This window comes from Rhodococcus sp. NPDC127527 (assembly GCF_042672245.1).
Taxonomy (GTDB): domain Bacteria; phylum Actinomycetota; class Actinomycetes; order Mycobacteriales; family Mycobacteriaceae; genus Rhodococcus_G.
The window spans coordinates 14,455-31,889 of the sequence record NZ_JBHXVP010000003.1; the positions used below are offsets into that span (position 1 = coordinate 14,455).

Here is a 17,435-nt window from a genome sequence, read left to right on the forward strand (position 1 = left end):
TTCGAGACCTCGGTCTTCCCCGGACGTGGTCTCCTACTCGTGCAGGTGGAACGGCGGGGCGCCGACGCCGCTGATCCGAAAGTGTCCCCACGGGTCCTGCTCCCCGAGCGTGGCGGGGCGAGGCGGCCCGTCGTCGACGGCGAGCGTCAACCGCGACCGGCCCCGTTCGGTGACGGCCCCCACGGTCGGGCCTTCGATGCGGCCGTACCAGTGGAAGCGTCCGTCGAGGGGTTCGAAGTGCCCGTTCAGGTGGACCACGACGTCGAGCGCGTCGTCGTCGGCCGCGAGCACCGCAGGGCCGGCGTAGACGGTGTCCGGGTCGAGCAGCTCGGGGTCGACCAGTGGTGTCTCGTCGGCGCGGCGTTCGTGCCGGTGCCTGCGTCCGATCACAGGAACCCCGACCGCCGCCACATCGCCCTCGACGGTGCCCGCATCAGACCGTTCTCCTGCAGGAACGCGGCCAGGCCGTCGAATCCCCGGCGCTGGTTCTCCCGGAAGTGCGGATTCGCCAGCGCCTGCCGGCGAGCCTCGCGCACGTCGAGCCCGGCCCGTTCGTAGATCGCGGGATTGGTGAACAGTCGTTGCAGCAACAGCCCGCCGACACCCTGCACCGTGCCGACCCAGGCCTTCTCGATCGGATGCGTCCGGGCGACCCGGCTCCGCACGCCCTCGCGGGCGAAGCGGATGTGCCGGGCCTCCTCGGTCACGTGGATCCGCATCACGCGCGACATCATCGGCTGCAGTTGGGGGTCGTTCTGCACTCGCCGCTGGGTGGCGTCGAAGATCTCCTCGCCGATCAGCGCCGCCACCCACAGCATGGTGCCGCGGAAGGTCTTCGAGAGCAGGTTCGCCACCATCGCCTGGTGCGGCCGTAGCTGAAACGGCTTGGTGCCCATGGCCGTAATGGCCCGGCCGAACATCGTCATGTGCCGACACTCGTCGCCCATCTCGGTGAGCGTGTACCGGGTCTGCAGCGACGTCGGGTCCCGGTGCAGCAGGTCGCGCAGCAGCGCCTGCAGCAGGATGTTCTCGAACCAGGTGCCGACGCTGAGGATGTTCGCCGCCTCCTGTCTGGACAGCTCGATCCGTTGCGCCTCGGACATCGACTCCCACATCGGGGTGCCGTACAGGGACAGCACCGTCGGCGGCAGGAAGTACCGGCCCTCGACCAGCGGGGCGTCCCAATCGAGGTCGACGACCGGGTTGTACGAGCGTTTGATCGACCCGGCGAGCAGGCGGGCGGCAACGACCTCACGGTCGGTGGGAGTGGTGGCTGGCATCGGTGATCCTCCGTCGCGTCGGAGATTTCCGTTACACCTGGAACGTAAGCCCGCCCGCTCGCACGGTCAAGAGGTGTGTGTGACCAAAATTCACACTGTCTCTCGAGGTTCCTACTTCGCGACGGTCAGCAGGAACGCGACGTCCTCGACCGCCTCCACGCTGTGCCGGATCGTCGGAATCACCAGGAGGTCACCCGCGGAACCCTTCCACGAGTCCTCGCCCGCGATCAGCGTCAGGGTTCCGCTGAGCACCAGGAGCGTCGCCTCGCCGGGGGAGTCGTGCTCGGCCAACTTCTCGCCGGCGATCAGCGCGACCACCGTCTGCCGCAGGCTGCGTTGGTGACCGCCGTAGATCGTCTGCGAGCTGCGTCCGCTCGTCGCGGTGTTGGCGAGTTTGAGTTGTTGCCGCGCAACCGCGGTCAGCGACTTCTTGTCCATGGGCGTGCCTCTCGCTGGGGAAAGACCTGTTGCGATCTCGTCGTGCCCCTGCAGTATGGACCACCGTACTGCCCTCGGCGCAGTACTCGCCGAATGCGTCAGCGGCCGTAGGTCACGAATCGGAACCGGACGCCGTCGCGGCTCGATTCCTGCCAGTCTCCAGTTCGCTCGGCGACCCACTCGGGCCCCAATGTCGGGGCGTAAGCGTCGCCGTCGACATCGAGGTCCACCTCGGTGACCGCAACCCGGTCCGCCCGGTCCAGGGCGGCGGCGTAGATCTGGCCGCCCCCCATCACCCAGACCTCGCCGTCCCCGGCCAGGGCCAGCGCATCATCGAGTGAGTGCGCGACCTCGGCCCCGTCCGACGCCCATTGCAGGTCGCGGGTGACGACGATGTTGCGGCGGCCGGCCAGCGGCCGGAAGCGCGGCGGCAGCGAGTCCCAGGTTCGACGGCCCATGATCACCGGGTGCCCGGTCGTGACGGCCTTGAAGTAGGCCATGTCCTCCGGGATCCGCCACGGGATGGCGTTGTCGCGGCCGATCACGCCGCCGTGGGCCTGTGCCCAGATCACACCCAGCACTAGACGGCCACCGGGGCCTTGATGGCGGGGTGGTGGCGGTAGCCGACGATCTCGACGTCCTCGAAGGTGTAGTCGAAGATCGAGTCGCGCTTGTTCAGCTTCAGCGTCGGGTAGGGGAGCGGCTCGCGGGAGAGCTGCTCGGTGACCTGCTCGACATGGTTGTCGTAGATGTGGCAGTCGCCGCCGGTCCAGATGAAGTCGCCCACCTCGAGCCCGGCCTGCTGCGCCACCATGTGCGTGAGCAGCGCGTAGCTGGCGATGTTGAACGGCACGCCCAGGAACAGGTCGGCGCTGCGCTGGTACAGCTGGCAGCTGAGCTTGCCGTCGGCGACGTAGAACTGGAAGAACGCGTGGCACGGCTGCAGCGCCATCTCGTCGAGGTCGGCGACGTTCCACGCCGAGACGATGATCCGTCGCGAGTCCGGATTGGTCCTCAGCGTCTCGATCACCTTGCTGATCTGATCGATGTGTTCGCCCGACGGCGTCGGCCACGACCGCCACTGCACGCCGTACACCGGGCCGAGCTCGCCGTCCGTGTCCGCCCACTCGTCCCAGATGGTGACCCCGTGTTCGCGCAGCCACTTGACGTTGGACTCGCCGCGCAGGAACCACAGCAGCTCGTAGACGATGGACTTGAGGTGCACCTTCTTGGTGGTGATCAGGGGGAAACCCTCGGTGAGGTCCCAGCGCATCTGGTGCCCGAAGACGCTGCGCGTCCCGGTGCCGGTGCGGTCCGCCTTCGCGGCGCCTGTCTCCATGACCAGGCGCAGCAATTCCTCGTAGGGTGCATGGACGGGGGCGGGCTGGGCAGTCATCGCGTACATCCTAGGCCCTGCCACAATCTCCACATGCGTGAGCTTCTCGTGATCGGCATCGGCGCCGGCGACCCCGACCAGGTGACTGTCCAGGCGGTCAAGGCGATGAACCGGGCCGACGTCTTCTTCGTCATCGGCAAGGGCGACGAGAAGCAGGACCTGGTGGACCTGCGCACGACGATCCTGTCCGCGCACATGGACCGCGAGTACCGGATCGTCGAGATCCTCGATCCGCCGCGGGACCGGACCCCGGCGGACTACACCGGCGTCGTCGACGACTGGCACGACCGCCGCGCCGCGATCTTCGAGGAGGCGTTCGCCGCCGTCGAGGGGGTCGGCGCGATTCTGGTCTGGGGCGACCCCTCGCTCTACGACAGCACACTGCGGATCGTCGAGCGGGTGCTCGCGCGGGGCGTCGTCGGCTTCGACTACTCGGTCGTCCCCGGCGTCACCAGCGTCCAGTCGCTCGCCGCCCAGCACCGCATCGTGCTCAACCGGATCGGCGAGCCGGTGCACGTCACCACCGGTCGACGGCTCCGCGAGGGACTGCCGGACGGGGTGCGCGACGCGGTGGTGATGCTCGACGCGGAGAACAGTTTCACCAGCCTCGCCGGGGACTGGGACATCTGGTGGGGCGCGTACCTCGGCACCCCCGACGAGGTGTTGGTCTCGGGCGACCTCGCCGAGGTGTCGCGGGAGATCGTCCGGGTACGCGCCGAGCTGCGCGAGCGCAAGGGCTGGATCATGGACACCTACCTGGTCCGAAGGCGCTAGCGCGCAGTGGTGCGCTTACGGAGTCCGTGGACTCCGTAGGTGCACCACTGCGCCGAAGGCGCAATACTTGCTGACATGCCCGAACTGCCCGAGGTAGAGGCCCTGGCACAGTTCCTGCGCGCCCATGCGGTGGGTGCGGTGATCGGACGGGTGGACGTCGCCGCGCTGAGCGTGCTCAAGACCTTCGACCCGCCGATCTCCGCTCTGCCGGGCCGGGACGTGAGTGGCGCCGCGCGATTCGGAAAGCATCTCGGGATCCGATGCGGCGAGGAGGACGGGCTGTGGTTGATCACCCACCTGTCGCGGGCGGGCTGGCTGCGCTGGAGCGACAATCCGAGCGCGACGCCGCCGAAGCCGGGCAAGGGACCGTTGGCGCTGCGGGTGCACCTGTTCGCGCCCGACGGCGGCACCCCGGCGATCGACCTCACCGAGGCGGGCACCAAGAAGCGGCTTGCCGTCTGGCTGGTGCGCACCCCGGCCGAGGTTCCGGGCATCGCCAAGCTCGGCCCCGATGCGCTCGATGTGACCGAACCGGTTCTGGCGGAACTACTTTCGAAGACCTCGCAACGGATCAAGACCGCACTCACCGATCAGTCGGTGCTGGCGGGGATCGGCAACGCATACTCCGACGAGATTCTGCACGTGGCCAAGCTGAGCCCCTTCGCGACCGCGAACAAGCTCGGCGCCGAGGAGGTGGCGGCCCTGCACTCGGCGATGCGCTCGACGCTGACCGACGCCGTCCAGAGATCGGTCGGGCAGGATGCGGCGCGTCTCAAGGGGGAGAAGCGATCCGGGATGCGGGTGCACGCGCGCACCGGGCTGCCGTGCCCGGTGTGCGGCGACACCGTCCGGGAGGTCTCGTTCGCGGAACGGTCGTTCCAGTACTGCCCGACCTGCCAGACCGGCGGCAAGATCCTCGCGGATCGCCGCATGTCGAAGCTGCTGAAGTAGTCAGGGTTTCGCACGGGCCGGTCGCGACATGGCGCCGGTTCACCGAATGCGGCCGCAGTTCCGGCTACCTTTCGATGGACCCTCGAAGCCGAGGGACGACGTCTCGGAAAGGAATGCTTCATGCTCAAACGCAGTGTTGTTGTCCTTGCCGCCTTGACCCTGACCGCCTTCGCTGCCGGGTGCAGCGACGACTCCTCGGACTCGACCACCACGTCCTCGTCCACGACTGCCACCACGACCACCGTCACGTCGATGGCGAACCCGACCCAGCACGAGCAACCGCCGACTGTCGAGCCCGGGGCCCAGGCACCCATGCAGGCGCCCACCCCGGTGGTCACTCCCGCGGCGGGTCCCGTCGGCGCGGACGGCTCCACCGGTGACAACCTGAGTGCCGCGTACTGCGCCCAGAACCAGGATCCCGGCTGCCCCCTGGGTAGCTATGTCGGGCCGGGTGCGATCCCGAACCCGGACGGCAGCGGCAACTTCGTGCCGTGCGAGGGGACGATCTGCACCAACCCTGACCACGGGGCGGGGACCGACCCGCAGGCGAACGGTGGTGCGGTGATGGAGAACCCGAACGGCGACGGTAGCGCCGTGCCGTGTGAGGGGACGATCTGCACCAATCCGAACAACGGCGCGGGAGGCTAGGAGAGGGTCACCGCCGGTGCCGGTAGCCGATCCAGGCCTTCCGCAGCTCGGCATTCGGGTCCGCCTCGACCCGCGGCTGCGCGTCGAGGATCAGCGTCTCGCGGCGCTGCGTCGAGTACGCCGGCCAATTCCCCCGTGGGGTGCCGTACCGGGCGAAGTGCAGCCAGTGCGATTGGACGACGGCGGTCGCCGCGCGTAGCCCGCGGCGGCCGCCGAGCACGGTCGCGGCGCGGCCGAGCGGCCCGTCGCCCGCCCCGAACACGGCCAGCATCTCGGTGCCGTGGGTGGCCCCGAACCCGGTGAGGTCGAACAGGCGCGGGGAGAAGTCGTAGCGGTACGCATAGGTCGGTGCCGCGGTGGCATGGGACTGCGCGACGAGCACCGACGGCTCCCAGAAGGTGACGTCCCCGCCGAGGCGGACCGCTGCTCGCCGCCGCGGATAGCCGCGGTACGCCGCCTGGATGCGCGCCTTCAGTGCGGGGTCGGTCTCCTCGAACATCTTCTCGATCCGCACCGGATCGGTCGGGATGATGTCGAGGAAACGCGGAAACAGTGTGCCCTCATGGGCATTGGTTCCGATGATCAGCGGGATCCGGTGCTGACGGCCGGAGGCGAACGCGTCGAGCGGGTGCTGCGGCAACAGGTCGCCGTCCACCATCGGTGCGAAGGCTCGCGTGCCGGGCGCCTCGTCCGCGCCGCGCGCGGCCAGGGCATCGCCGGCACGAACCAGGGCGTCCGGGTGTGCGGTGGTCAGGGCCCGGACGGGATCGGCGGAGCCGCCGAGAATGTCGACGAACTCGGTGGCCCAGCCCTTCGCCCGGTCGGGCCCGTACGCCGAGGCGGCGGGCGGGCTCTCCGCGATGGCGCGGGCGAACAGTCCGTCGGCCGCCGGGACGCACATGAGGGTGGTCACCGCGTTGGCTCCCGAGGACTCGCCGAACAGGGTGACGTTGTCCGGGTCGCCGCCGAACGCGGCGATGTTGCGGCGCACCCACCCGAGGGCGGCCAGCTGGTCCCGCAGTCCGAGGTTCGAGTCGAAAGGCCTTTCCGGAGTGGAGTATTCACTGAAGTCGAGGTAGCCTAGAGCGCCGAGCCGGTAGCTCACCGACACGTACACCACGTCGCCGCGGCGCACCAGCGAGTCGCCCCGGTAGAGCGAGGTGGACGTCGATCCGCCGTTGTAGGCGCCGCCGTGCACGAACACCATCACCGGCCTGCGGTCGTCGCTGCGGGTTGCGGGGGCCGTCACGTTCAGGGTGAGGCAGTCCTCGCCGGTTCCGCGCCGGCCACCGCGGCCGGACTGCGGTGCCGACGAGCCGAACTCGAGTGCGTCACGAACCCCGGGCCAGGTGGCCACCGGACGCGGAGCGCGCAGCCGGAGCTCACCGACCGGCGGTGCCGCGTAGGGGATTCCGCGCCAGGTCCGCAGCCCGTGCTGCTCGCGGCCGAGCACGGCGCCCTCCGCGGTCGGGACCACCAGGGGATCAGCCACGACGCGCCTCCAGCAGGTGCAGCCAGACCTCGCTGACCGTCGGGTAGGCGGGGACGGCGTGCCACAACGACTCCATCGGCACCCGGCCCGCGACCGCCACCGTCGCGGCGTGCGCAAGCTCGGCGACCTCGGTGCCCGCGAACGTCGCGCCGATCAGGGTGTCGGTGGCACGGTCGATCACCAGCTTCGCGTGGCCTGCGAAATCGTCTCGCAGCAGCGAGGATCCGGCGACAGCGATGTCCACCTCGACGGTCTCGACGTCGAACCCGTCCTCGGTGGCCTGACGCTGCGTGCGACCCACCGAGGCGACCTCGGGCGAGGTGAACACCACCTGGGGAACCCGGCCGTGGTCGGCGCTCGCGAGGAAGCGAGGACCGTCGAGCGGGCGGTACTCGGCGCGAGCGGCGATCACGTCGCCGCACACCCGGCCGTGGTACTTGCCCATGTGGGTGAGCGGGGCGCGGCCGCTGACGTCGCCGATCGCGTACAGCCAGTTGCCGGGCACGCCCTCGACGGTGAGGTGGTCGTCGGTGGAGATCCGCCCGTCGCTGAGGCCGACGGCGGCGAGCCCCAGTCCGGCGGTCGCGGGCCTGCGCCCCGCCGCGACGATCAGTTCGTCGACGATGAGCTCGGTCCGTGCCGGGTCGTCCAGTGTCACCGTGACCGGGCCGCCGTGCACCCGGCCTTCGCCGGTGTCGTGCGGCCGGTCGCGGTGCACGGCGGTCGGGCTGGTGCCGAAGAGCACGGTGGCGCCGCCGTCGCGCAGGGCGCGGGTGACGAGGTCGCCCGCGAACGGTTCGGCGGACGCCAGCAGTGCGGACCCCCGGACGATCAACGTGACCTCGCGGGCACCGAAGGCGAGCAGCCAGGTAGCGCACTCGGTGGCCACCACGCCCCCGCCGACGATCGCGACCCGGCGCGGCACCTCACGCAGGTTGGTCGCGTCGCGGGACGTCCACGGCAGCGCCTCCCGCAGGCCGGGCACCGGCGGGAAGACGGGCTGCGACCCGGTCGCGAGGACCACCGCGTGGCGGGCCCGCAACGTGCCGGTGGGCGGGTCGCCGTGCCCTCCGGTCGAGATCTCGATCGTGCGCTCGCCGGTCAGCTGCGCCGACCCGCGGCGCACGTCGATCCCGAGCGAGCGGGCCCACCCGACCTGTCGGGAGTCGTTGTGGTGGCTGGTGAAGGCGTCGCGGCGGCGCAGGACGGCAGGGACCTCGAGCGCGGTGTCGCCGACGGTCGACCGGACGCCGGGCATGGCCCTGGCGGCGCCGAGCACCGTCGCCGGCCGCAGCAGGGCCTTGCTCGGCATGCAGGCCCAGTACGAGCATTCGCCGCCGAGCAGTTCGTGCTCGACGATCGCGGCGGTGCGGTCCGAGCCGGCGACGGCGTACTGGGCCGCGACCTCGCCCGCGGGTCCGCCGCCGATCACGATGACGTCGTACTCCGTCTGTGTGGCCATGTCGTCCACCGTAGAACGGTTCGAGGGTCGGTACCCGGGTTACTGCAGGTAGCCCTCGACCTGCCCGGCCGGGCTGACCGGCACCTCGTCCGGCGGCAAGCCCGCATCCGCTCGAGCGCGACGCTGGCGCAGCAGGTCCCAGCACTGGTCCAGGGTCTGCTCGACCGAGGCGAGTCGCGCCTGCTCGGTGTCGGGGTCCAGCTCGCCTGCCTCGGTCTTCGCGCGCAGTGCGTGTTCGGTGTCCACGAGCTCGCGAATACGCACGAGGATGTCCTGTTCGCTCATCGGTGAACTCCACTCGTCTCGACAAGGATCACGGGTTCTGTTCCACCATAGGCCGGGTCGGCCGCCCCTTCACCAGTAGCGCGCGCTCAGTCCGTGTGCCCCCAGCGCCTCCTCGGTGCGCGCGCGCAGCCCGCCGTCCATCGAGACCAGCGCCAAGGTGTACCGGCCTTGGACACGACACATGTACGCGGACAACCGGTTCCGGGCGCCCGCTGCCTGCGCCGGGGTGACCCCGGGGTGCACCGCGCGGGTCGCGATGCCGCTCGCCCGGTGCCCGCCGAGCGAACTCAGCGCGTCGGGGATCGTCCCGATGTTCGAGCACAGCACGTCCCGTTCGCCGGGGTTCGGGGCCAGCCGGTGCGCGGTCGCGTCGGACACCAGTTGCAGCAGCTCCGGCGGGAACCCGGCCGGACTGGACATCGGCGGCTGGGCGTACGCCGCACGCAGCGCCGTGCGCACGGCGGCGGGGGAGTCGCCCGGCCCGATCGTCACCGCCACCATGTCCACCGCATTGGCCGGGGAATCCGGATCGGCGCGACGGTCGACCGGCACGCTGACCTGCACCGGAGAATGCGGCTGCGCGACCTCGACGGCGAGCGCGACCAGCAGCGAGTTGGGGGTGCCGCCGTCCCGGGTCGCCGCGGCGTCCCACCGTGCGGCGTCGACCTCGATCACGATCGCCTCCGGCGACTGCGCGCGATCGGTACTCCGGCTGGGGTGCTCCACGCGCACGGGCGACAGCGTCGCGATCCGGGCGGGGTGGAGCACCAGTCCCGCGACGGCCCGCAGGGTCCGGGCGCCCACCGAGCCGTACATCCGGACCGCGTCGGCCAGGTCGGCCCGCAGTGGGTGGGCGGGCGGCGGGGGTGGGGGAGTGGCGGACCCGGACATCGCGTCGGCTAGCACCCGGGCCAGACCGCGGGCATCGGCGAGGACGTGCGAACACACCAGCGAGACCACCGTGCCGCCCCCGTCGATCCGGGCGGCGGCCAGTCGCCACCCCGCGCCCGCCTCGGGATCGACCGGATCGCGGGCCACCCGATCCGCCCACGCGACCACGGCGTCGGCGGCGACGGCGTCGGCCGGGTAGTCCAGCGGCCACGGCGTGGCGCCGGACTGCCAGCGCGGCCGGGCGCCCGGTAGTCGTGGTCGAATCACGGTGCGGCCCAACGGTCCCGCGGCGAGAAGGCGATGCACCTGGGCGAGGGTCGCGGCCTCCACGCGCTCCGTGGTACGCCACAGGCCCTGCATCACCACCGGCGTCCCGAAGCCGTGGTGGGTGCGCAGGAACATCTCGTCGACCACCGACAGGCGGTCGGGCGGGGTGTTCAGCCGAAGCTCCCGTGCCTGCCCTCGCCGGCCGCGAAGCGGGCCGCGCCCGAGAGGGCGTCGGACTGCACCGACGCCAGGCCGTGCTCGAACTCCCGGTGCAGCGCGTCTTCCTCGGCGAGACCCTCCTGCTCGAGCAGCGAGAGCCGATCCTGGCGCAGGCACGTCTGGGGGAAGCCCGCCAGCTGCAACGCCAGTGCCTCGGCCTCTGCGCGCGCCGCGCCGGTCGGCACCACCCGGTTGACCAGGCCCATCGCCAGTGCCTCGGCGGCGTCGACCGGCCTGCCGGTGAGTACCAGGTCCATCGCCCTGCTGCTGCCGATCAGCCGCGGCAGGCGGACCGTGCCGCCGTCGATCAGCGGCACCCCCCACCGGCGGCAGAACACACCCAGCACGGCGTCCTCCTCCGCGACCCGCAGATCGCACCACAGGGCCAGTTCGAGGCCGCCGGCCACCGCGTGCCCGGAGATCGCGGCGATCACCGGCTTGGACAGTCGCATCCGGGTGGGCCCCATCGGGCCGTCCCCGTCCGGGTCGAGTCGGTTCGAACGGTCGGTGCCGAGCCCCTTGAGGTCGGCCCCGGCGCAGAAGGTGCCGCCCTCGCCCCAGAGCACCGCGACCGCGGCGTCGGGATCCGCATCGAAGGCGGTGAAGGCCTCGGCGAGTGCCGCGGCGGTCGGGCCGTCGACGGCATTGCGGACTTCGGGCCGGTCGAGAACGACGGTGGTCACGGGCCCGTTTCGTTCGGTGCGCACGCTCATGCGGCTGACGCTACCCCGAGGAAAATCGCTCAGGACACCCACAGGATGGGGGCGCATACTGGAAGTTCAACACCAGCTGATCCGCATCAGCGCCCGATTTCCGTGGAGCACGATCATGGTCCCGAGCACGCAATGGAGCACCTGGGGGAGTGAGGTCGAGGTGCGCGTCACCGAATGGGCGGCGCTCACCGCTGCGGCGGAAATTGTGTCGGCGACCCTGTCCGACGTGCAGGCCGCGTGCGACCTGACCCGCGGGGACGCCGAGATTCACGCGGTCAATCTGGCACAGGGCACGCCGGTCAGGGTCAGCCCGCGCCTGACCGAGCTGATCCGTTCGGCGCTGTGGGCGGCCAGGATGACCGCGGGCGCGGTGTCGCCGCTGTCGCTGGAGGCCGCTCAGGTCCCGACCTCCCACCCGACACCGGGATTCACGGACGTGCGGCTGGATGGGGACACCGTGTTCGCGCCGTTCGGGGTGTTCCTCGACATCACCGGAACGGCCAAGGCCGGCACCGCACACCAGGTCGCCCGGGCGGCCGCCGACAACCTCGAATGCGGTGTGATGGTCCGCGTCGACGACATCGTCGCGACGTCCGGGCACTGCCCGATCGGCGGCTGGCAGGTCGGGCTCGGCGGGTACCCGTACGGGGGCGGTGAACAGGTCGAGGTGGTGTCCGGCCGGACGATGGCATCGGCCCGCGCCGCCGAGCCGACCGGGGACGTGGCGGACGGTGGCATCGACACGGTGACCGTGATCGCCGAGGACGGACTGTGGGCCTACGCCGCCGCGACGGCCGCGCTCGGTCGCGGGGTCGCGGCGCTGCGGTGGCTCACCGAGAACGACCTGGCCGCCCGAGTCGCCTATCGCCGGGGCAGCGTGCGCACCACCGACGCGTGGCTGCACCTGTGCCCGCACGGGCACGTCGCCTGAGCGAACTCAGACCGCCCGGCCGCGCCTGCTCCGGTACCACCGCACCAGCGTGTCGGTCGACGAATCGTCCTGTCGGGCGGGGGCTCGAGATTCGGTGAGCACCGGTTCGAGTTCGAGTGCCTGCACCTTGCCGAGTTCGACGCCCCACTGGTCGAAGGAGTCGATGCCGAACACGACGCCCTCGACGAACACCTGGTGCTCGTAGAGTGCGATCAGCTGGCCGAGCACGGACGGGGTGACCTTCGGGGCGAGGATGGTCGTCGACGGCCGATTGCCGGGCATCACCTTGTGCGGAACCAGTTCCGGGGCGGTGCCCTCGGCGGCGATCTCCTCGGCGGTCTTGCCGAAAGCCAGCACCTTGGTCTGCGCGAAAAGGTTGCTCATGAGGATGTCGTGCATGCTGCCGGTGCCGTCGACGGTCGGCAGGTCGTCGGTGGGTTCGGCGAACCCGATGAAATCGGCCGGCGCCAGCCGGGTGCCCTGGTGCAGCAGTTGGTAGAAGGCGTGCTGGCCGTTGGTGCCAGGCTCGCCCCAGAAGATCTCGCCGGTCGGTGTGCTCACCGGGGACCCGTCACACCGCACCGACTTGCCGTTCGACTCCATCGTCAGCTGCTGCAGGTATGCCGCGAACCGGCCGAGGTCGTTCGAATAGGGCAGCACCGCACGCGAATCCGCGTCGAAGAAGCTCGAGTACCAGACCCCGATCAGGCCGAGCAGGGCCGGCGCGTTGCGTTCGAGCGGCGTCTCGGCGAAATGCCGGTCGATGGTGTGGAAACCGGCGAGGAACTCCGCGAACGCCTCCTTGCCGATCACCGCCATCACCGACAGCCCGATCGCGGAGTCCACCGAGTACCGCCCGCCGACCCAGTCCCAGAAGCCGAACATGTTGGCGGTGTCGATGCCGAAGTCGGCCACCCGCTCCGCATGGGTGGACACGGCGACGAAGTGCTTGGCGACGGCATCCTCGCCCAGCGCGGCGGTGAGCCAGCGCCGCGCCGCGGTCGCGTTGGTGAGGGTCTCGAGGGTGGAGAACGTCTTCGACGCGACGACGAACAGGGTGCTCGCCGGGTCGAGCCCGGCCAGCTTGCTCACCAGATCGGCCGGGTCGATGTTGGAGACGAACCGCGCCGCGATGCCGGCGTCCGCGTAGTGCCGCAGCGCCCGGTAGGCCATCACCGGACCGAGGTCGGATCCGCCGATCCCGATGTTGACGACGGTGGTGATCCGTTCCCCGGTCGCTCCGCGCCAGTCCCCGGACCGCAACCGGTCGGTGAACGCGCCCATCCGGGCGAGCACCTCGTGCACGTCGGCGACAACGTCCTGCCCGTCCACGATCAGGGTCGAGTCGGCGGGCAGTCGCAGCGCGGTGTGCAGCACGGCGCGGTCCTCGGAGGAGTTGATGTGCTCGCCCCGCAGCATCGCGTCGCGGCGCTCCTCCACCCCCGCCGTTCGGGCCAGTTCGACGAGCAGCCGCAGCGTCTCGCGGTCGATGCGGTGCTTGCTGTAGTCGATGTACAGGTCGCCAGCGGTGACGGTGAGTTCTCGTCCGCGCTCCGGGTCGTCGGCGAAGAATGCACGAAGGTGCCGGTCGGCGACCTGATCGTGGTGCGCGCGCAACTTCTGCCAGGCCGATGTCGCGGCGATGTCGAGACTCATGCACTCGACATTAGTGGTCACGGATCGGGCGCGGGGGCCGACTTCCAGCCCTCGAGAACGCTGAATCGAACCAGGAAGCGTAACGGCCGCTCTGGTGGATCCAGTCGGTTTCCGGGGCGCGTGGACTCGTCGAACTCGGGCTGACTCTGTCTTCGGCGGGAAAGCTCCGTCCGGGTACTAACGGTCGTAGTAGAGCCTTGTACTCTCTGCCCGTGAGCACACGACAGACGGCGACCGCGCGGATGCGCGGCGGCTTCGTGGGCTCCCTCTCCGCCGCGGTGAGTGTCGCGGCGCACGCGATGGGCGGCGGGTCCGCCCCCACCGAGAGTTCCGTCGTGCTGCTGGTGCTGGGATGTGCCGCCGTCGGCGCCGTCGTTGCCTCGGCCCGCGCCACCCGCACCGTGCCGGTTCTCGCAGGGGCGCTGACCCTCGGCCAGGTCGTCGGCCACACCGCGCTGGCGCTCGGAGCCGTCCACCACCACGGACCGCAGCTCAGCCCCGGCATGGTCGTCATGCACGCGCTCGCCGTGGTCGTCGCGGCAGGGCTCATCCGGGCCGGCGAACGCGGCCTCGCGTTGGCCGTCTCCGCGTTGCACCGGATCCTTCCGGTGCTCTTCGCCGCCTTCCCGGTGACCACCCCGGTCGTCGTCGGCGTGCCCGCCTACCGTCCGAGGCTCGCTCGGTGGCTGCTGGTGGGCGCCCGCGTCGGCACCCGCGGGCCACCCCTGTCGGCCTAGTCGACGCGATCACACACCTACCCGCACAACGGGATTCGTCCCCTGCGGAACTGTGTCGCGCACTCCTCACATCGCCGCCGCCGCGGGGCCACGCCCTGCCGCGGTCGATGCCCCTGCCCTTCGCCGACAGCCCGATGCGCTCGACAGTGCGCTCAGCGGCGTCGGAACTTCCCAGCCGTCGCGCCCGTGGCGGTGCCGCCAGCTCCGGATCTCGTGGGATCCGGTGCGGCTCTGCGGTGCCCGCACCCGGCCGACGGCCGAACGAATCGAGAATCGAACATGTCCGCACCCGAAATCGACCGGGGACTCGCGTCCTCTCTGGGTGACACCTCTCCTCCGTCGAAGCAACCTCCAGGCCCCGCGCGAAGTGTGCGGCCGCTGATGATGCGGCTGCACTTCTACGCCGGCATCCTGGTGGCGCCGTTCATCCTCATCGCGGCGATCAGCGGCGGCCTCTACGCGCTCGCGCCCTCGCTCGAACAGGTCGTCTACCGCGACTACCTGCACGTCGACTCGACCGGCCCGGCCGTGCCCGTCGCGGACCAGATCCGGGCGGCCCAGCAGGTCCGCCCGGACCTGACCGTCTCCGCCGTGCGGCCGGCCACCGAGCCCGGCGACACCACCCGCGTGCTGTTCACCGACCCCGGTCTCGGGGAATCCGAGCGGCGAGCGGTCTTCGTGGACCCGGCCACCGCCAGCCCGGTCGGCGAACTCACCGTCTACGGCAGCAGCAGCGCACTGCCGCTGCGGACGTGGATCTCGCAGTTGCACCGGCATCTGCACCTCGGCGAGCCGGGCCGGATCTACAGCGAACTCGCGGCCTCGTGGATGTGGGTCATCGCGCTCGGTGGCGTCTACCTCTGGTGGGACCGCTACCGGAAGGCCCGGCAGCGCAACGGCTCCGACGCGCGGCTTCTCACCGTCGACCGTTCGAGCTCGGGTCGCGCGCGCACGGTGAGCTGGCACGGTGCGGTCGGGATCTGGATCGCGGTCGCACTGGTGTTCCTGTCCGCGACAGGGCTGACCTGGTCGAAGTACGCGGGTGAGAACGTCACGGCCCTGCGCACCTCGCTGAGCTGGACGACGCCGCAGATCGACAAGTCGCTGGGCGCACCGGCGGGCGGAGCGGACGCCCACGCCGGGCACGAGGGACACGGTGCCGCGGCCGCGGCCGGCGGCGACCTCCTCGGCGCGAACGTCGGCCGGATCGACTCGGTGCTCGCGACGGCGCGGCAGAACGGCGTCGACGGCGCGGTCGAGGCCTCGATTCCGTCGAACTCCACGACGGCGTTCACGGTCACCCAGACGCGTCAGCCCTGGGTGTTCGCCACCGATTCCATCGCTGTCGACGGGGCAACGGGGCAGGTCACCGACGTGCTGCGGTTCGCCGAGTGGCCGCTCGCGGCGAAGCTCACGTCCTGGGGAATCCAGCTGCACATGGGTCTGCAGTTCGGGTTGATCAACCAGATCGCGTTGGCCGCGCTCGCCGTCGCCCTGGTGACGGTCATCGTGCGCGGCTACCTCATGTGGTGGCGTCGTCGGCCCACCCGCGGGTCGGACTGGGCGGTGGGCCGCCCGCCGTTGCGCGGTGCGCTGCGGCAGGTGCATCCGGCCCTGGCGGTCGGCTTCGCCGCCGTCGCGATCGCCGTGGGCTGGTTCGTGCCGCTCCTCGGCCTCAGCCTGGTCGCGTTCCTTGTGATCGACGCCGCCGTCGGGCTGCGTGCCCGGGCACGCAGTCGTGCGTAGCTCCCGGCCGCAAGCCCCATCGCCCGAGCTCTCTCCGACATCCACTTCATCCAGGGCCGGTACTCGGCCCAACCTCGAGAAGGAACCCATGAACGTCGAAAAGAACCCCTTGCGTCGTAGTGCCCGAATCGTCGGCGGCGCAGCCGTTGTCGCCGTCACGATCGGCCTCGTGTCGACCGGCCTCGCCAGTGCCGACACCTTCGTGCCGTTGCCGGACGGATCCAAGAACACGCCGGGTGTGGTCGTCTCGCGTACCGGTGAGAGTGCGTTGATTTCGCCGTCGTTGGCGGCCAACGGTGCGGGTCGTACGGCGTGGGTGTCGGGCACGGTCACCGCGGACGTGTCGTCGATCGCCAAGGAGGGCGAGGCCGGGCCTTGGAACGGTGCGAAGAACGATCCGGGTACGAACAACTCGTCCACGCACGGGGTTTCGCGGATCAGCACCGGTTACATCGTGGGTTGCCAGGTGGACATCACGGGTCTGGGTGGGTCGTTCGGTGGCGGTATCGATCTGAACGGTCCGTCGTTGTCGGCGTCGTTGACGGTGCCGGTGTCGGCGGGTCAGGTGAAGTTCGTGAACGTGGCGGGCAAGGACATCAAGAAGAACGGCAAGTACTCGGTGCAGTTCCAGGACACCCAGCTCGAGATCCAGAACTGCGGCGGGTACGCCCAGGCCCGGTCCTACACCGTGGTGGAGATCGTGGGGGACAACTACTCCAAGACCACCCTGTACGGGCAGCCGTTCTCCATCGGCTGATCGGGTTCGGCTTTTCCCAGTCCTTGTTCACTTCCGCCTCAAATCATGTGAGACGGCTTCCCCCAGAGGGGTTTTCATGCGTAATTCCAACAAGAGCCTGCGCAGCGGGCTGCAGATCGCTTCCGTCGGTGCGGCCGCTGCCGTTGCCGTCGGCCTGTTCTCCGTCGGTGCCGCCAGCGCCGACACGTTCGTGCCGTTGCCGGACGGCAGCATCACCCAGACCCTCGCAGACGGGACGATCGTGAAGATCACCCGCACCGGCGAGTCCGCCAACGTGTCGGGCTCGATGGGTGCGACGCCGTTGCACCGCAACGTGTGGGTGTCGGGTTCGGCGAAGGTCGAACTGATCGGCCCGAACGCCGACGGTGGCCGGATCGAGCCCGGCTACGTGGTGGGGTGCCAGCTGGCCCTCGGCGGCAAGACGGGTGCGGAGTCGGGCATCGGTTCGAACTACGCGGGCGACAAGACCACGCAGTCGGCGAAGGGTTCCGGTTCGGTGAGCATCGGACCGGGCCAGGCCGTGAACTACCGGTTGCTCGACCTCGAGAAGGCCGACGACTACGGTTCCGAGTCGCACTCGGGTGCCAACGGATTCAAGGGCAATAGCGGCAGCGTCACGTGGGCCGACTCGACCATTGGTGTGAGCGGTTGCGCCGGATACGCGCAGGCCCGCAGCTACGTCAAGGTCAGCGCGAACACCAAGAACGTCAACAGCACCATCACGCTCTGGGGTCAGCCGTTCAGCATCGGCTGACGGCGTGACGCGGGCGGCCTCGCCATCGAATGTGGCGA

The 17,435-nt window shown here is 70.4% G+C and carries 19 protein-coding genes; 8 read left to right on the forward strand and 11 right to left on the reverse strand.

Annotated features, from left to right (window positions below; translation table 11 throughout):
- Window positions 1-33 precede the first annotated feature (33 nt).
- From ACFVH2_RS05820 to ACFVH2_RS05840, 5 genes are all read right to left on the reverse strand, one after another.
- Window positions 34-390, reverse strand: a complete 357-nt coding sequence (locus tag ACFVH2_RS05820; protein WP_378420459.1) for a DUF4873 domain-containing protein — start codon at window positions 388-390, stop codon at window positions 34-36.
- The gene (locus ACFVH2_RS05825; protein WP_378420458.1) at window positions 387-1,280 is read right to left on the reverse strand and encodes a diiron oxygenase; all 894 of its coding nucleotides are present in this window, start codon (window positions 1,278-1,280) and stop codon (window positions 387-389) included. Before ACFVH2_RS05825 ends, ACFVH2_RS05820 begins: the two co-directional genes overlap by 4 nt.
- Window positions 1,281-1,391: 111 nt before the next feature.
- On the reverse strand, window positions 1,392-1,718 hold the full coding sequence (locus ACFVH2_RS05830; RefSeq protein WP_378420457.1) for a cupin domain-containing protein: 327 nt from the start codon (window positions 1,716-1,718) through the stop codon (window positions 1,392-1,394).
- Between the two features lie 98 nt (window positions 1,719-1,816).
- Complete coding sequence (locus ACFVH2_RS05835; RefSeq protein ID WP_378420456.1) at window positions 1,817-2,299, reverse strand: dihydrofolate reductase; 483 nt, start codon at window positions 2,297-2,299, stop codon at window positions 1,817-1,819.
- Entirely contained in the window at window positions 2,299-3,114 is an 816-nt protein-coding gene (locus ACFVH2_RS05840) for a thymidylate synthase (RefSeq protein WP_378420455.1), read from the reverse strand. The genes ACFVH2_RS05835 and ACFVH2_RS05840 overlap by 1 nt, the downstream gene beginning before the upstream one ends.
- Window positions 3,115-3,147: 33 nt before the next feature.
- Here ACFVH2_RS05840 and cobF point away from each other — a divergent pair, with 33 nt between their 5' ends.
- The 3 genes from cobF to ACFVH2_RS05855 all read left to right on the forward strand — a co-directional run bounded on the left by cobF (window position 3,148) and on the right by ACFVH2_RS05855 (window position 5,487).
- On the forward strand, window positions 3,148-3,888 hold the full coding sequence (gene cobF / locus ACFVH2_RS05845; protein ID WP_378420454.1) for a precorrin-6A synthase (deacetylating): 741 nt from the start codon (window positions 3,148-3,150) through the stop codon (window positions 3,886-3,888).
- Between the two features lie 75 nt (window positions 3,889-3,963).
- Window positions 3,964-4,839: an Fpg/Nei family DNA glycosylase gene (locus ACFVH2_RS05850; RefSeq protein ID WP_378420453.1), complete on the forward strand. Its 876-nt coding sequence runs from the start codon at window positions 3,964-3,966 to the stop codon at window positions 4,837-4,839.
- Window positions 4,840-4,959: 120 nt separating this feature from the next.
- Entirely contained in the window at window positions 4,960-5,487 is a 528-nt protein-coding gene (locus ACFVH2_RS05855; RefSeq protein WP_378420452.1) for a hypothetical protein, read from the forward strand.
- Between the two features lie 7 nt (window positions 5,488-5,494).
- Here the strand turns inward: ACFVH2_RS05855 and ACFVH2_RS05860 are convergent, their stop codons facing one another.
- The 5 genes from ACFVH2_RS05860 to ACFVH2_RS05880 all read right to left on the reverse strand — a co-directional run bounded on the left by ACFVH2_RS05860 (window position 5,495) and on the right by ACFVH2_RS05880 (window position 10,816).
- Window positions 5,495-6,979 (reverse strand): carboxylesterase/lipase family protein, encoded by a 1,485-nt coding sequence (locus ACFVH2_RS05860; RefSeq protein WP_378420451.1) that lies wholly within the window; start codon window positions 6,977-6,979, stop codon window positions 5,495-5,497.
- Complete coding sequence (locus ACFVH2_RS05865; RefSeq protein ID WP_378420450.1) at window positions 6,972-8,441, reverse strand: dihydrolipoyl dehydrogenase family protein; 1,470 nt, start codon at window positions 8,439-8,441, stop codon at window positions 6,972-6,974. The genes ACFVH2_RS05860 and ACFVH2_RS05865 overlap by 8 nt, the downstream gene beginning before the upstream one ends.
- A gap of 39 nt (window positions 8,442-8,480) precedes the next feature.
- Entirely contained in the window at window positions 8,481-8,726 is a 246-nt protein-coding gene (locus ACFVH2_RS05870; protein WP_378420449.1) for a DUF2630 family protein, read from the reverse strand.
- A 69-nt stretch (window positions 8,727-8,795) separates the two neighbouring features.
- Complete coding sequence (locus ACFVH2_RS05875; RefSeq protein WP_378420448.1) at window positions 8,796-10,031, reverse strand: hypothetical protein; 1,236 nt, start codon at window positions 10,029-10,031, stop codon at window positions 8,796-8,798.
- Between the two features lie 23 nt (window positions 10,032-10,054).
- Window positions 10,055-10,816, reverse strand: coding sequence for a crotonase/enoyl-CoA hydratase family protein (locus ACFVH2_RS05880; protein ID WP_378420447.1), 762 nt, complete (start codon window positions 10,814-10,816; stop codon window positions 10,055-10,057).
- 115 nt (window positions 10,817-10,931) lie between these two features.
- Here ACFVH2_RS05880 and ACFVH2_RS05885 point away from each other — a divergent pair, with 115 nt between their 5' ends.
- Window positions 10,932-11,747, forward strand: a complete 816-nt coding sequence (locus ACFVH2_RS05885) for an FAD:protein FMN transferase (protein ID WP_378420446.1) — start codon at window positions 10,932-10,934, stop codon at window positions 11,745-11,747.
- A 6-nt stretch (window positions 11,748-11,753) separates the two neighbouring features.
- On the opposite strand, the gene pgi is transcribed toward ACFVH2_RS05885, so the two are convergent.
- The gene (gene pgi, locus ACFVH2_RS05890; RefSeq protein WP_378420445.1) at window positions 11,754-13,403 is read right to left on the reverse strand and encodes a glucose-6-phosphate isomerase; all 1,650 of its coding nucleotides are present in this window, start codon (window positions 13,401-13,403) and stop codon (window positions 11,754-11,756) included.
- A 212-nt stretch (window positions 13,404-13,615) separates the two neighbouring features.
- Here pgi and ACFVH2_RS05895 point away from each other — a divergent pair, with 212 nt between their 5' ends.
- The 4 genes from ACFVH2_RS05895 (at window position 13,616) to ACFVH2_RS05910 (ending at window position 17,397) form a co-directional block, all read left to right on the forward strand.
- On the forward strand, window positions 13,616-14,140 hold the full coding sequence (locus ACFVH2_RS05895) for a hypothetical protein (protein ID WP_378420444.1): 525 nt from the start codon (window positions 13,616-13,618) through the stop codon (window positions 14,138-14,140).
- Window positions 14,141-14,419: 279 nt separating this feature from the next.
- Window positions 14,420-15,886 (forward strand): PepSY-associated TM helix domain-containing protein, encoded by a 1,467-nt coding sequence (locus ACFVH2_RS05900; protein WP_378420443.1) that lies wholly within the window; start codon window positions 14,420-14,422, stop codon window positions 15,884-15,886.
- Window positions 15,887-15,974: 88 nt separating this feature from the next.
- Window positions 15,975-16,643, forward strand: a complete 669-nt coding sequence (locus ACFVH2_RS05905) for an MspA family porin (RefSeq protein WP_378420442.1) — start codon at window positions 15,975-15,977, stop codon at window positions 16,641-16,643.
- A 76-nt stretch (window positions 16,644-16,719) separates the two neighbouring features.
- Window positions 16,720-17,397 (forward strand): MspA family porin, encoded by a 678-nt coding sequence (locus tag ACFVH2_RS05910; RefSeq protein ID WP_378420441.1) that lies wholly within the window; start codon window positions 16,720-16,722, stop codon window positions 17,395-17,397.
- Window positions 17,398-17,435: the final 38 nt, after the last annotated feature.